General features: G+C 72.6%; 9 protein-coding genes. 5 read left to right on the plus strand and 4 right to left on the minus strand.

Features of this window, described 5'->3' with window-relative positions; genetic code table 11:
* The first annotated feature begins 54 nt into the window (after positions 1-54).
* Together ACFY8W_RS02010 and ACFY8W_RS02015 are read left to right on the plus strand one after the other, a co-directional pair.
* Complete coding sequence (locus tag ACFY8W_RS02010) at positions 55-2,394, plus strand: LPXTG cell wall anchor domain-containing protein (RefSeq protein WP_391098999.1); 2,340 nt, start codon at positions 55-57, stop codon at positions 2,392-2,394.
* Between the two features lie 274 nt (positions 2,395-2,668).
* The gene (locus ACFY8W_RS02015; RefSeq protein ID WP_391099002.1) at positions 2,669-3,502 is read left to right on the plus strand and encodes a DUF4436 family protein; all 834 of its coding nucleotides are present in this window, start codon (positions 2,669-2,671) and stop codon (positions 3,500-3,502) included.
* Positions 3,503-3,602: 100 nt separating this feature from the next.
* Here ACFY8W_RS02015 and ACFY8W_RS02020 read toward each other — a convergent pair whose 3' ends face one another.
* On the minus strand, positions 3,603-5,285 hold the full coding sequence (locus ACFY8W_RS02020) for an alpha/beta fold hydrolase (RefSeq protein WP_391099004.1): 1,683 nt from the start codon (positions 5,283-5,285) through the stop codon (positions 3,603-3,605).
* The gene (locus ACFY8W_RS02025; protein ID WP_391101665.1) at positions 5,282-6,538 is read right to left on the minus strand and encodes an alpha/beta fold hydrolase; all 1,257 of its coding nucleotides are present in this window, start codon (positions 6,536-6,538) and stop codon (positions 5,282-5,284) included. Before ACFY8W_RS02025 ends, ACFY8W_RS02020 begins: the two co-directional genes overlap by 4 nt.
* A 1,095-nt stretch (positions 6,539-7,633) precedes the next feature.
* Between ACFY8W_RS02025 and ACFY8W_RS02030 the strand changes: the two genes are divergently transcribed.
* On the plus strand, positions 7,634-8,914 hold the full coding sequence (locus ACFY8W_RS02030) for an extracellular solute-binding protein (RefSeq protein WP_391099006.1): 1,281 nt from the start codon (positions 7,634-7,636) through the stop codon (positions 8,912-8,914).
* Between the two features lie 101 nt (positions 8,915-9,015).
* Positions 9,016-11,505, plus strand: a complete 2,490-nt coding sequence (locus ACFY8W_RS02035; protein WP_391099008.1) for a glycoside hydrolase family 9 protein — start codon at positions 9,016-9,018, stop codon at positions 11,503-11,505.
* A gap of 141 nt (positions 11,506-11,646) precedes the next feature.
* Here the strand turns inward: ACFY8W_RS02035 and ACFY8W_RS02040 are convergent, their stop codons facing one another.
* Complete coding sequence (locus ACFY8W_RS02040; RefSeq protein WP_391099010.1) at positions 11,647-12,141, minus strand: universal stress protein; 495 nt, start codon at positions 12,139-12,141, stop codon at positions 11,647-11,649.
* Positions 12,142-12,144: 3 nt separating this feature from the next.
* Positions 12,145-13,404: an SLC13 family permease gene (locus tag ACFY8W_RS02045; protein ID WP_391101668.1), complete on the minus strand. Its 1,260-nt coding sequence runs from the start codon at positions 13,402-13,404 to the stop codon at positions 12,145-12,147.
* 198 nt (positions 13,405-13,602) lie between these two features.
* Between ACFY8W_RS02045 and ACFY8W_RS02050 the strand changes: the two genes are divergently transcribed.
* Positions 13,603-14,958: a cytochrome P450 gene (locus tag ACFY8W_RS02050; RefSeq protein WP_391099013.1), complete on the plus strand. Its 1,356-nt coding sequence runs from the start codon at positions 13,603-13,605 to the stop codon at positions 14,956-14,958.
* Positions 14,959-14,975: the final 17 nt, after the last annotated feature.

The following is a 14,975-nucleotide window of genomic DNA, read 5'->3' on the forward strand; positions in this document are numbered from 1 at the left end:
CCGTGACGCCGCCCATCTCTCCTGCACACCACGGGGTCCCAGGGGGAGAAGTCAGTGAGCCTTCACATACAGCAACCCGCGCGCCGTCGGCGTGCGTGGGGGCGACTCGCGGCGGCCTTCGCCGCCGCGGCGGCCCTCACCCTGACCGGCCTGCCGGGCCTCGAGCAGGCGCATGCCGCGAAGCCGCCGAACGTCAAGCCGGTCCGGTGCGACGAGAAGTACCTCGGGAGGAAGTTCCCGACGACGCCGCCCGATTCCGGGCCGCCGGCCGATCTGACGTACGACGCCTGGCCGAACGACGAGAACTACACGTACGACAACCCCGCCAAGGCGTTTGACGGGGTCCTGCCGCCCACCGACGCGCAGCGCGACAAGGCCGGCAAGGACTACCGCAAGTGGCAGCGCGCGTACGCGAAGTCGCAGAACCCGGCCGACAAGGTCATGGAGATCTACGCCCGCTACAACGCGCAGTACGACAAGGGCTACAAGGACTTCACACGCTTCCTCGACGTGAAGTACGTGGGCAACCACGGCAACCCGCGCAGGGGCGAGGCGTTCGAGGCCCGCATGGTCCGGAAGTACAACATGGTCGGGCCCGACTGGTGGTGCCAGGACGTCATCTCGTACATCGACGAGAACGGCGAGAAGCGCTGGCGCGTCGTCGACGTCCACAACCGCCGTACCGAGTTCAAGATCGAGACCAAGTCCAACGGCAGGGCCGAGCCCGACCAGGTCAAGGCCGACCGTCAGATCGCCAAGCAGTACCCGAAGTCGACGTTCCGGTACATCACCGGAGCCGCGACCGAGAAGTCGACGAAGGACGGCATCAAGCAGTTCGACGACGACCTGAAGAAGGAGCGCGGCACCAACCGCACCCAGGCCGGGGTCACCGAGCGGCGCTCGAACGCCATCGAGCGCACGCAGAAGCCGACCGTCTACACGAAGTACGACAAGCGCTTCAACCCCGACCCGCTCAAGGGCGGCCGGGGTCCGATCATCGACCAGGCCCTGCGGTCCGGGAAGACCGTCGAGGAGGCCCGCCGCCTCCAGGCGATGTACAACCAGAACAACGGCGGCGGCTACTTCAACCGCGGACCCGGCGGCATCGACTTCTCCACCCTGGAGATCAACTACGTCGGAACACCGGTCAAGGGCAAGGGCCTCGACTACTCGATGAAGGCCGACTACGTCCAGGACCCGGACACCAACCCCGGCTACGGCGGTGACGCCAAGCTCCAGCTCGCCTCGGACGCCTTCTTCACCTGGCTGGCCCTCACGCCGGACAGGTTCTGGGTCAACCTCAACCCGATCCGTCCCGACGTGATCATGGACAAGGAGTTCGCCAAGACCGACGCCGGGCGCATCCTCCTGGAAGCCGACCTGACCCTCAAGCACGACTACGCGGACGCGATGAACCCCGACAAGTACGAGCGCGGGGAACGCTTCTGGCGCGCGGCACCGCGGACGCCGGAGGGCATGCCGTGCCTCCCGGTCATCCGGCAGTGGATCACGCCGAAGCCGGCGAAGGTCCGCGAGCAGGACGGCGGCATCTACATCCTCGACGCGCCGCTCAAGGTCAACATGGAGGTCCCCACCGGGCCCGACGTGCCGGCCGGCGGCTGCAAGCTCACCGAGGCGCAGACCAGGCAGGCCGAGGCGCTGATCCTCTCGGTGATCCAGCCGGAGCTGGAGCGCCGGGTCAACGACGAGCCGTCCTACGCCGACCTGCGCCGCGTGTACTCCTCGCGGGTGGCCGCCGAGTACATCCGCCGCCAGGACGCCGCCGGTCCGACCGACTTCCGGAAGATCATCAACAGCAACGACGTGTCGCGCTGGCCCCTCCGGGACGAGAACAGGGACTGGGACAAGAAGACCGTCTACGACAAGTACGTCCACTCCTTCAGGAACGGGGACTACAAGTTCGAGCGGGTCTACGACGGCAAGGTGTGGATCCTGTCGATGGGCGGCGTCGACTTCTCCAAGGCGCCGAAGCGGAACATCTCCCGCACCCAGTTCGACACCGAGCACCGCGGACTCGACAGGACGACCAGGTCGTCCGTCCAGACCGAGGTGACCTACCAGGGCGGCAACGCCGCCTTCCTCGGCGGGTCCACGGCCGACCGGCCCACCATCCCGCAGGACCCCGGGCCGACGCCGACCCCGACCGGCCCGGACGACCCGAAGCCCACCGGCACCCCGTCGACCCCGGCGCCCGGGCCGTCCACCACCGGCGGTGATCAGACCCCGCCGGCCCATGACCCGGACGGCGACCTCGCCGACACCGGCTCCGGCACGCCGCTGGGGCTGATCGCCGGCGTCGCCGCGGCGGTGCTCGCCGCGGGCGGTGCGCTGGTGTGGTGGATGCGCAGGCGCGGGGCGCGACCGGGTCGGTAGTCGGGAGGCCGTGAACCGTCCCGTTCCGGGCCCGGCTCCCACCCGCGTCAATCGGGTGGGAGCCGGGCCCGCACCCGTGCGGGGGTGGCGCGGCCCGTCGAGCCGCGGCCTCCGCGGAGACGGGCCGAGGAGCACCTACAGTACTTCTCGGTGACCGAAGAGTGACCACACGTGCGGACGCCGCCCTTCTCACCTCGCCGGAGTCACCATGGTCCCGCCCACGCACTCGTCCCGACCGCGTCGCCCCCGTCGTTTCGGGGCGTCGCTGCTTCCGGTGCTGGTTCCTCTCGCGGTCCTGATCGTGGTGGCGGTGGCCGTGGGGTCGTGGCTGCAGTTCACCGAGCGGGAGGCGAACGACACGGTCCACACGGTCGGTTCCCGGGCCGCGGACCGGGTGGACGTGGAGGCAACCGTCCAGAGCGTCGACGCCGCGTCCAGAGAGCTCGTCCTGCGGGTCCACGTCGTGCCGCGCGGGGCCCTCGGCGAGGAGGAGGGCACCTCCCCGGTGGCCGATCTCAGCCTCCAGACCTCCGTGGCGACCCTCAGCGACCTGGCGTTCCCGGCGCACGAGCGGATCGCGCCCAAGGACGTGCAGGTCGCGATGACGGGTGGGTCGATCGGCGACTACCCGTTCGACGCCTACAGGACCGACCTCGAGTTCTGGGCGGTGCTGGGCGGCGAGGAGGTGCCGGTGCGGATGCTCTTCTCCAACAACGCCACGCTCTTCTCGGTCTCCGCGACACGGCCGGTCCCGGGGCAGGAGGCCGTCCTGGAACTGGAGCTGGCGCGGTCGGGCAGTCTGCTCGTCTTCGCGGTGTTCATGATGGCCGCGATGTGGGCGCTGGCGGCGTCCGTGCTCATCGGGACCTGGTTCCTGACGACCCGTGGCGAGGCCCTGGTGTGGCCCGCCCTCGCCTGGATGGCCGCCACGTTGTTCGCTCTCGCGGCGTTCCGCAACACCGCCCCCGGCACACCTCCGATCGGCTGTGTCCTCGACTGGTTCGCCTTCCTGTGGGCCGAGGCCGTCATCGCCCTGTGCCTGATCACCGTGGTCGTCACCGGCGCCCGCAACGCCCTGCGTTCGGAGGCCGCCGACCTCGCCCGTTAGCGGCGCCGGGGACGTACGCGGCCGGCCGCACGGGGCCCGGCCCGCGCCTCCGGGTGGAGGACGCGGGCCGGGCCGGGACGGTGCCGGAGCAGGTCGGCTCCTACGGTGCGATCTCGAACTGCGGCGGTCGGAGGCCGGCGAGGCATCCGGTGTCCGGCGCGGTCGGGCTGGCGAAGAAGGAGCGGGTGATCGACTGCGCGCACGGCGAGTCGGCGAACACCACGTGAGCCACGTAGGGGACCGTGACGGCGGTGGACCGGCTCAGCGTACGGGCGGCGTACGGCCCGCTGCTCGGGGCGGTCTGGGCGTCGAAGCCACCGGACAGGACGAGCGTCGGGATGTCGCTGCGCGTCACGTCGCGGATCGAGCGCGGCGCCGGGGGGATGTCCCAGGCGCGGCAGTCCGCGTGCATCCAGCTGAGCAGCGGAGCGTTGGCCAGCACCGAGCGGGGGAACGTCGGGAACAGCCGCCGTCCCGCCCGGATCACGTCGGCCTCGCTCTCGAAGGGTGTCCACTCGCTGCAGAAGATGCCGAAGACGAGACCGTGGGAGACCCGTCCGATGGCCTGCGGGCTGAGCTTCCCGCCCGCGTACTGCTCGGCGATCCGCTGCGGGTTGCCGTGGGCCAGTTCGTCGATGGAGCGGGGCACTCCCGCCGCGAGATGGCTGGCGAAGGTCAGCCAGTTCACCAGGAGTCCGCCGTCCAGCACGACCTTCACCGGCTCGGGGTGGCCCGGCACCGTGACGGTGGTGGTGACCGGTCGGGCCTCGAGCTCGACCACGAGGCGCTCGAAGGTGTCCTTGAGGTTCGGGTAGCGGGTGTTGCAGGCGGGCTGCTGCGCACAGGCCTCGAAGATGCCGTCGAAGCCCTCTCGTGCGGCCTTCCAGGTGACGGCCCCTCCGGCCAGGGACGGTGGCAGGACGCCGTCGATGCCGACCGACCGGATGCCCTCCGGGTGCAGGCGCATGTACTGCAGTGCCAGGTCGGTGCCGTAGGAGATGCCGAACACGTTCCACTGCCGGATGCCGAGCGCCTTGCGCAGGGCGTCGTAGTCGGCGGAGCTCTCGGTGCCGTTGTAGGCCGTGAGGTCGACCCCGCGGCTCGCCAGCCGGTCGTGGCACTTCTTCGTCTCCGCGACGTGGAGGCGGCCGGTGGACTGCGCGCCGAAGACGAGGCCTAGGGAGTCCGCGGCGAACTCGTCGACGTTCCGGCAGGTGAGCTCCGGGTCGGCCGAGTACGTCCCGCGCTGGGACATGAAGATCACGTCGCGGTCGCGGTTCAGACCGCCGGCGAGGGCCATCGGGATCTCGGAGACCGCGTCGTCGCCGGGTCCGCCGGCGAGCCACACGATCGGGTCGGGCGCCGGACGGCTGGTGGCCGCGGGGACGATCGCGACCGCGAGGGTGATCTTGCGCTTCGGGTGCCCGTTCCGCTCCTTCTGATCCCTCTGATCCCTCTGATCCCTCAGCTCCTGCTGCCCCTGGTGATCCTTGTGGTCCTTGTGATCCTTGTGCCGGTGCCGCTTCTCGGGCACGGTGAGCGTTCCGCAGCGGGCGCTCTCCAGGGCGGGGATCGGGTCCGCCGTCCTCGGGCAGGGACCCGGCTCGAAGCGGGCGCCGCCCGCCGTCCGGGCGACCGTGCCGATCGGCGCTCCGGCGCCGGACTCGGCCTGTGCGGGCGTCGCGCCGAGGCCGGCGACGAGGACACCGGCCGTGGCCCCGGCCAGGGTGGCCGCGAGCCGGCGCGACGCGCGCCGGTGGCGGGGTGGGCAGTGGGACGTCATGTTCCCTCCGGGTCAGGGGTGATGGTGAACGGTGCCGGTGCGAGTCCTGCCACGCAGCCGGTGTCGGGCGCGGTCGGTCGCGCCAGGAACGAGCCGAGGACGCTCTGCGCGCAGGCCGACTGGGGGACGACGAAGTGGCCGATCCCGGGGATCTGCACGGCGGTCGACCGGGGCAGGGTGCGTCCCGCGTACGGTCCCCAGCTCGCTCCCGTCTTCGCGTCGAACGTTCCGGTGATGATCAGCGTCGGGACCTCGCTGTGGGTGGCCACCCGCTGGACCGGGGTGCGGTCCGGGACGTTCCAGACGCGGCACAGGTCGTGCTCGAAGGGAAGCTGCGGTGCGTGGGCCAGGACCGTGTCCGGCCACCCCGGGAACGCCCGGCGCCCCGCCTCCAGGACGTCGGACTTCGAGAAGCCCGGCGTCCACTCGCTGCACACCACCGAATGGGTCAGCCCGTAGGCCTGGGCGACGACGGGCGTCGCCGCGCCGGCGGCCTGTGCCCGCGCGAAGCGCTCCGGGTTGCCCCGGGCTAGTTCGTCGATGGCCGCGGGGACCTCGACGGCCGGCAGGGCGCCACCGTTGGTGACCAGCAGGTTCACCAGCGCGCCACCGTCGAGGACGACCTTGACGGCGTTGCCTCCGCCCGGCGGCCGCACCGTCACTGTGAGGGGGTTCGCCTCGAGGCGGTGGACCTGCTCCGACAGCTTGCGCGAGAGGTCCGGGTAGCGGTTCTCGCAGGCGGGCTGCGCCTCGCACGCCGCGAAGATCGTGTTGATCCCCTCCTGGGCGCTGTCCCAGGCCCATGGCAGGCTCACGGTCTGCGGAGGCACGACCGAGTCGATCGTCACCGAGCGGATCCCGTGGGGGTGCCGGCGCAGATGGGTGAGGGCCAGGTCGGTGCCATAGGAGTAGCCGTAGACGTTCCACTTCCTGATGCCCAGCGCCTTGCGCAGGGCGGCGAAGTCGGCGGCGTTCTCCGTGGTGTTGTAGGCACGCAGGTCGATGCCCTCGGCGGTGAGACGGTCCCGGCACTCCTTCGCGGCCCGCACCAGGAGCCGTCCGGTCGAGGGCGCGTCGTAGCGCAGCCCGACGGCCTTCGCGTTGAACCGGTCGATCTCCGGGCAGGCGAGGTAGGGCTGCGAATAGGGCCCGCCGCGCTGGGTCATGACGATCAGGTCGCGTTCCTGGTTCACGCGGGAGGCGATCAGGAAGGGAATGGCGCCGATCGCGTCGCCTCCGGGGCCTCCTTCCATGAACACCACCGGCTCCTTGGCCGGCTTCTTCGACGCGGCCGGGATGACGGCGACGGCCAGCCGGATGGTCCGCCCGCCGCGGTGGGTGCGGTTCTCCGGCACCTCCAGGACCCCGCACCGCCCGGGGATCGGCTCGGGCGCGTCCGGGCAGGGGCCGGGCACGAACCGCCCCGCGAGCCCCGGACGCGGCCCGGCGACGGGCGGTGACGCCGCGCTCGGCGTCGGGGCGACGGCCCCGAGGAGAGCGAGGCCTGCCGCGGCGAGCGCCGCCTTGCTGCGCACGCGTCGGCGCCCGGCGTACCGGTGCTCCCCCCGTTTCCGTACGAACCTGCCGCTCCCCCGAACGGACGACAGACAGCCCGTTCTGATGCCCTGTTCCGTCATGTGATCCCGTCTCTCGCTCTCTCGCACGAGGTTGGCCTTCCCGGCCGTCCCGGCCGGGAAGGTGCCGTCCTGCTCCGCGCCGCATGGTTTCGGGCGGGCGGGGGGCAAGCGTCAGCCTGCGTGCGTGGCGGGAGGGCCACCACCGGTGAGCTCCACTCGGAGCAGCCCGTCGCTCCGCGCTCGGTACGTGCCGGGGGGCCGCCGTGGGGGGACGGTGGCGCGGGGACCGCCGCGTTCGATCCGGAGGTGCTGCCCGAGGGTCCCGGCGGGCGGTGCGCGGACTTCGGCGGGCCGGAGGTGCTCACGCTCGGCGAGGCCGTCGCGTCGTGGGGGCGGATCCGCGGCACGCGGCGCGGCCGCTGCGTGTCCCCGTACCGTCCTCGGTCGAGCGGACGGCCCCGGGACCTCACGTGCCCCGACGGCGAGCGGGGCACCCTCACCTGGGCCGAGTCCCTGCGCACCCGTCCGCCGGGGTGAGGTCCGGTTCCGTCCCGGGGTCCTCCAATCCGTCAATGTTCCTTTCCGAAGTCGTTTTGGACACCGTGGAGGGTTCTACGCGCGTCGGAATCCGTCGCCGCATATCGGAAAACACCAAAAGGAAAAGCCCCTGTTGGAGCTACGACCACAAAAGCCCGGCAGGGGGCGCAATTACGGCCACCGCCAGTGGAGAATTTCGGACGCACTGTCCAAAAAGATCAAGAGGAAAGATCCGTGCGACCGAGACTCTTCGGCATGACCGCCTCCGTGGCCGCGTTCGGACTGCTGGGCTCCCTCGTCACCGCCTGCGGCTCGCTGTCCGGGAGCGACGGGACGACGCTGCGCCTGGTGGCCCCCGAGTACGGCGACAGCCCGGCGACCAGCTCCAAGGCCTACTGGGACAAGCTGACCGCCGCCTACACCGCCGCCCACCCCGGCAGGAGGGTCCAGGTGACCCTCTACCCGTGGGCCGACGTCGACCGCGAAGTGACCCGCATGGTCGAGGAGGACGACGCCCCCGACGTGGCCCTGATGGGCGCGTACTCCGACTTCGCCGCGCAGGGCCGGCTCTACCCCGCCGGCGAGGTGCTGTCGATCAGGACGGAGGCGAACTTCCTTCCGCCGCTCGCGGAGGCGGGCTCGGTGGACAACACCCTCTACGGCCTGCCCTTCGTCGCCAGCAGCCGGCTGCTCTTCTACAACCAGGAACTCTTCGACGAGGCCGGCGCGGAGCCGCCCAAGACCTGGTCGGACCTGAAGGACGCGGCCGAGGCGCTGAAGGCGGAGGACGTGCTCTACCCGTACGCCCTGCCGCTCGGCCCCGAGGAGGCACACGCCGAGGCCCTGATCTGGGAGCTGAGCAACGGCGGCGGATACACCGACAGCAACGGCCGGTACAACATCGCCTCCGAGCGGAACACGCAGACGTTCCACTGGATCAGGGAGAACCTCGTCGCACCCGGCCTGACCGGCCCGGTCCCGCCGGCCGAGCTCAACCGGCAGGACGCCTTCGCCGCCTTCCTGAGCGGCGACGTCGGCATGGTCAACGGCTATCCGTCGCTCCTCCACCAGGCGAGGGCGAAGGGCATGAAGGTGGGCACGCTGCGGATGCCGGTGTCGGACACCCTGCCCGAGGGGAAGACCCCGCCGGCGGCGGGCGTCGCCGACTGGATGATGGCCTTCAGGCACGAGGGCAACCGCGAACTGGTGGGCTCCTTCCTGAACTTCGTCTACGAGGACAAGAACCTCAACGAGTTCGCCAGGCGCTACCAGCTGCTGCCCTCGACGGTGACCGCGACCCAGGCCTCCCAGGGCACGGCCGCGGACCCCGGCACCGAGCAGTTCCTGACCGCGTTGCGCACCGCCGAGCTCTACCCGGTCAACGAACCCTCGTGGCTGCAGGTCAGCAACACCATCAAGCGGAACATCGGCAAGGCCGTCGAGCCGTCCGCCGACCCGAAGGCCGTGCTGGAACACATCGCCCAGCAGGCCCGGGACGCCGCCCAGGAGAGGTAGCGTTTTTCCTTCCCGCATCTTGACGGGACCGCCCTGAGGTGCGCCATGGTGGTGGGAGCGCTCCCAACCTCTGCCCCCCACCCGAGGAAGGCCCCCTTCACGTGCCTCCTGTCGTCGCCATCCGCCGGCTGTCACGCCGTGCGGCCGCCGTGCTCACCGGATTCGCCCTGGCCGCCGGCAGCCTGACCGTCGGCGCGTTCACCGCGGACCCCGCCCGCGCCGCGAGTTCGGGCGCCCTCGCGGCGCCCGCCGACTTTCCCGTCCGGGTCAACCAGCTCGGCTACCTGCCCGACGGCCCGAAGCGGGCCACCGTGGTCAGCTCCGCGACCACGCCGCTCGCCTGGCAGCTGCTCGACGCCTCCGGCGCGCAGGTCGCGTCGGGCAGCACCGCCGTGCGCGGCGCCGATCGGGCGTCCGGACAGTCCACGCACCTGGTGGACTTCGGCTCCTACACCGGCACGGGCACGGGTTTCACCCTGGTGGCCGGCGGTCGCTCGAGTCACCCCTTCGACATCTCCGCCTCGTTGTACGACGGCCTGCGGGCCGACAGCATGTCGTTCTTCCACCAGCAGCGCAGCGGCATCGCGATCGACGCGGCCCTGACGGGCAGCGCGTACGCCCGCCCCGCCGGGCACCTGGGCGTGGCGCCGAACAAGGGCGACACCAGCGTGCCCTGCCAGGCCGGGGTGTGCGACTACCGGGCGGACGTCCGCGGCGGCTGGTACGACGCGGGCGACCAGGGCAAGTACGTGGTCAACGGCGGCATCGCGACCTGGCAGGTCGTCAACTCCTTCGAGAGGGCCCGGCGTTCCGGCGGTGAGGCCGCGCTCGGCGATTCGACGCTGCGGGTTCCGGAACGCGGCAACGGGATGCCGGACGTGCTCGACGAGGCCCGCTGGGAGCTGGAGTTCCTGATGCGGATGCAGGTGCCGGCGGGCCGGCCGTCGGCCGGCATGGCCTTCCACAAGGTGCACGACTCCGCGTGGACGGCGCTGCCGACGCGGCCCGAGCTCGACGACGAGCAGCGGGAGCTGCACCGCCCCTCCACCGCCGCCACGCTGAACCTGGCGGCAACGGCCGCGCAGTGCGCCCGGGTGTACGCCCCGTACGACGCGGCCTTCGCGGCCCGTTGCCTGGAAGCGGCCCGCACCGCCTGGACGGCCGCCCAGGCCAACCCGGGCGTGCTCGCCCCGGCGACCGACAACACCGGCGGCGGCGCGTACGAGGACGCCGACGTCTCGGACGAGTTCTACTGGGCGGCGGCCGAACTCCTCGCCACCACCGGCGAGGCCCGGTACCGGGACGCCGTGACCTCCTCCCCCCATCACGGCAGGCCCGCCGACGGGTTCTGGTGGGGCGGCACGGCGACGCTCGGCCGGATCACCCTCGCCACGGTCCCCGGCGTGGCCCTGCCCGCCGAGGACCGGGCCCGGATGCGCGGCCTGCTGACCGCCGCGGCCGACGACCACCTCTCCACCATGGCCGGCCAGGGCTACGCGGTGCCGATCCCGGCCACCGGCTACGGGTGGGGCTCCAACAGCGCCGTCGCCAACAACGCGATCATGCTGGCCGTCGCGTACGAGCTGACGGGCGCGCAGCGCTACCGGGCGGGCGCCCTGGAGTCCCTGGACTATCTGCTGGGCCGCAACGCCCTGGACCACTCGTACGTCACCGGCTACGGCGAGCGGGCCGCCCAGAACCAGCACCACCGGTTCTGGGCGCACCAGAACGACGCCTCGCTGCCGCACCCGCCGGCCGGTTCCTTCGCCGGCGGGCCGAACGCGGGTCTCGAGGACCCGGTGGCCAAGGAACAGCTCCCGGGCTGCGCGCCGGCGGCCTGCTACGTGGACGACATCGGCTCGTACTCCACGAACGAGGTGGCGATCAACTGGAACGCCCCGCTGGCGTGGCTGGCGGCCTTCGCGGCGGAGCGGCGCGGCGCGTCGGCCGCGCCCGCCGTGCAGGTGGCTCCGACTGCCGTGACGGTCGCGGAGGGCGGCTCGGCGACGGTGGGCGTGCGGCTCTCGGCCGCGCCGTCGCAGAGCGTCACGGTGACGGTGGCCCGGGCCTCCGGCGACCCCGACCTGTCCGTCACGGCGGGCGCGACGCTGGTGTTCACACCGTCCGACTGGGCGACGGCCCGGCAGGTGTCGGTGGCCTCGGCGCAGGACGCGGACGCGGTGGCGGGCAGCGCCGCCTTCACCGTCGGCGGGACCGGTGTGCAGCCGGGGACGTTCACGGCGACCGAGGCGGACGACGACGCGGAGCCGCCGTCGGCGTCCTGCGCGGTCGTGTACCGGGTGGACGATTCCTGGGGCAACGGCTTCACGGCGACGGTCACCGTGAAGAACACCGGGACCTCGGCGATCTCGGGCTGGACGCTCGGCTGGGGTTTCGCGGGCGATCAGCGGATCGGCAACGCCTGGAACGCGACGGTGAGCCAGTCGGGCGGCACGGTGTCCGCCCGGGACGCCGGCTGGAACGGCACCCTGGCGCCCGGCGCCGGGGCGAGCTTCGGGTTCCAGGCGACGTACTCGGGGACGAACGCGACACCGGCGCGGTTCACGCTGAACGGCGCGGTGTGCAGCTGAGTCCCGCGAACGGCGCGCCCTGAGACCACGGGCCCGCCCGCACCGCCGGCCACGGGCCCGCCCTCGGTGCGAGGGCGGGCCCGTGGAGGCATGGAATTCGCCCCCAGCCGCCCCAGGAAGCCCGGCGAGCCGGGGCCGTCCTCATGGCCGGCCCGCCTTCGGCGGCGGCGGGAGGGTGTCGAGTCCGGGGGACGGTTCCGGCCAGACCAGGAGGACCGGGCAGGGCGCGTGGTCGACGACGAAGCGGGCGGCCGGGCCGAGACTGTGGGGGCCGAGGTGGGTGCGATCGCCGTCGCGGGCGAGGACGAGCAGGTCGGCGTCCTCGGTGGCGGCGACGACCTCGCGTTCGACGCGTCCGGTCCGTTCGACGGTGGTGCCGGGGCGTCCGAGGCGTTCCGCGGCGGACCGCAGGAGCCGTTCGGCCGACGCCGTGGCGAGGCTCTCCACGCGGGTGCCGGGGTCGCGCTCCGGGTGGCCGCGCCCGAGCAGTCCGGCGAACGCGCCGTGTGCCGCGCCCGGTACTTCGGTCGGTGTGACGTGGAGCAGGACGATCTCGGCGTCCTCCGGCGTGTGGGCGCGAGCGGCGTCCACACAGGCGGGCCAGGTGCCCTCCACGATCCAGACGACCACGGCCATGGGTCAGCCTCCTCCGATGACGGCCAGCGAGGCCCACAGCGCGACCACCGCGACACCGAGGCTCGCCGGTACGGTGTAGACCCCGAGCCGGGTGAACTCCTTCAGATCCACCTCGGTGTCGTGTGAGTGCACGATACGCCGCCAGAGCAGGGTGGCCAGGGAACCGGCGTAGGTGAGGTTGGGGCCGATGTTGACGCCCAGCAGCACCGCGAGGACGGCGCCCGGGCCGGAGGGCACGGCCAGCGGCAGGAGCACCAGCACCGCGGGCAGGTTGTTGATGAGGTTGGCCAGGAGCGCGGCGAGCGCGGCGAGCGCGAGCAGCACCGGCAGGGAGTCACCGGCCGGGACCACGTGCCCCAGGGCCTCGTCGAGGCCGTTGTCCACCACGGCCCTGACGACGATGCCCAGGGACAGGACGAAGGCGAGGAACGGGACCGACGCCGACCGCAGCAGGGCCACGGGAGTCACGCGGCGCCGGAGCAGGGCGCGTACGGCGAGCACGAGCGCCCCCGCGAAGGCGATCCAGGCCGGGTCGATGCCGACCGCGGAGGACACGGCGAAACCCACCAGGGTGCAGCCGACCGTGACCAGCGCGAACAGCGGCAGCTCGGGCGCCTCGGTGGTCGGCGGGGCGTACGACCCGGCGTCCAGGTCGGTGGCGAAGAAGCGGCGGAAGACGAGGTACTCGACCGCGATCGCGGCCAGCCACGGCAGCGCCATCAGGGCCGCGAACCGTGGGAAGGTCAGCCCGCTGACCGTGAAGGCCAGCAGGTTGGTCAGGTTGGACACCGGCAGCAGCAGGGACGCGGTGTTGGACAGGTGCGTGCAGGCGTACACGTGGGGCTTGGGGCGCACGCCGAGCCGCGCGGCGGTGGCGAACACCACCGGGGTGAGCAGCACGACCGTGGCGTCCAGGCTCAGTACGGCCGTGATCGCGGACGCCGCCAGGAACACCTGGGTGAGCAGCCGGCGCGGGCGGCCCGCGGCCCGGCGTGCCATCCACGCGCCGCAGGCCCGGAACAGGCCCTCGTCGTCGCACAGCTGAGCCAGGACCAGCACGGCGGCCAGGAAGCCGACCACGGGGCCGAGCCGTTCGGCCTCGGCCAGCGCGTCGTCCGTGGAGACCGCGCCGGTGACCATCACCAGGCCTGCCGCCGGGACCGCGACGACGGCCTCCGACCAGCCGAAGGGTCTGACGACCGCACAGGCCAGCACCAGTGCGAGCAGCACTACGGACAACGCCTCGGCGAGCGGGGTGTTCAGGGCGGGTCCTTCCACGTGACGACCGATTTGCGGCTTGTGAAACCCGGCAGACCCTATCCCAGATGCCTCGCCCTCATCGGACAGGCCTCGCCGGTCCGACGGCGAGGGGGCGGGCACCGTCCGCGGCCACGTGACCGCGGGTGATCCCCCGCACACACCGGCCGGTACGTGCGCGTCCGCGTGCTAGCGTCCGCCCGCGTGACCTCCGCCCTCGACGCCACCGCCTCCCGTCCGGACGCGGCAGCCTCCTGCCCGTACGCACGGCCGGCTCCCCCGGTCCCCTCGTCGGTACCGGGGGCGGACCGGCCGGACCCGCTCGGGCTGCTCGACCTGTTCGACGAGGGTTTCGTCCGCGATCCCCATCCGTGGCTGGACCGCCTGCGGTCCGAAGCGCCGGTCCACCGCGACGACGCCACGGGGCTGTGGCTGGTCAGCCGGTACGAGGACATCCGCCGGGTGCTGCTCGATCCGGACGCCTTCCGGCCGGACAACGCCCAGCACGCGGTGACGCCCCTGGGCGTTCCGGTGCTCCGGCTGCTCGCGCGCGCGGGCTTCAGGCTGCGCCCCGCACTCGCCAACAACGCGTCCGGGAGCCACGCGGGCCTGCGGCGCGTCGTCATGCGCTTCTTCAACGCCCAGCGGGTGGCGGCGGCGGTCCCGGTGATCGAGCGGATCGCCGACGAGCTGCTCGACACGGTGCGGGCGGAGCTCGACGCCGCGGGCGGGAGCGACCTCTTCTCCGCGTTCGCGCACACGCTGCCCTGCCGGGTGATGATGGAACTCCTCGGCATCGAGGGGCTCGACACCGCCACCCTGGTGCGGTGGAGCGACGCCTCGCTCGAGCTGTTCTGGGGACGGCCCTCCGTGGAGCGTCAGCTCGAACTGGCGGTGCTCGTCGGGGAGTTCCACCAGTGGCTGACGGAACTCGTGACCGACCCGGCGGCCCCCGCGGACAGCTTCGTCGGGGCGCTCGCCCGCCACCGGCTGCCCGACGGCACCCTGCTGGACCCGAAGACGGCGGTCGGCGCGTGCTTCTTCGTCTTCATCGCCGGGCAGTCCACGACGGGACAGCTCATCTCCACCGTCCTGCGCCGTGCGCTCGCCGAGCCCGGGGTGTGGCCCCGCCCCGCCCACGACGAGGGCTTCGCCGGGGCGTGGGTCGAGGAAGTGCTGCGGCGCGAGCCGCCGGTCACCTCGTGGCGCCGGGTCACCGCCCGGCCGCTGGAGCTGGGGGGCGTGGAACTCCCCGCCGGTGCCGAGCTGCTGCTGATGCTCATGGGCAGCGGCTCGGACCCGGACGTCTTCGAGGCCCCCGGGGAGATGATTCCCGGCCGCGCGAACATCCGCCACCACCTCGCCTTCGGCGTGGGGCGCCACCGCTGCCCGGGCGCGGCCCTGGCGCGTACGGAGGCGGCGGTGGCGCTCCGCGCGGCCGCCCGCCGCCTGCCCGCCGTCCGGCTCGCACCCGATGCGGCGGAGGCACCCACGCTCGGTCTGCTGTCCTTCCGCGCCCCGCTGCGGGTCCCGGTCGTCGAGCGGGCACCGGTGGGGTGATCAGCGGGGCGGAACGG

Source organism: Streptomyces sp. NPDC012637, assembly GCF_042954805.1.
In the GTDB taxonomy this organism is placed as follows: Bacteria; Actinomycetota; Actinomycetes; order Streptomycetales; family Streptomycetaceae; genus Streptomyces.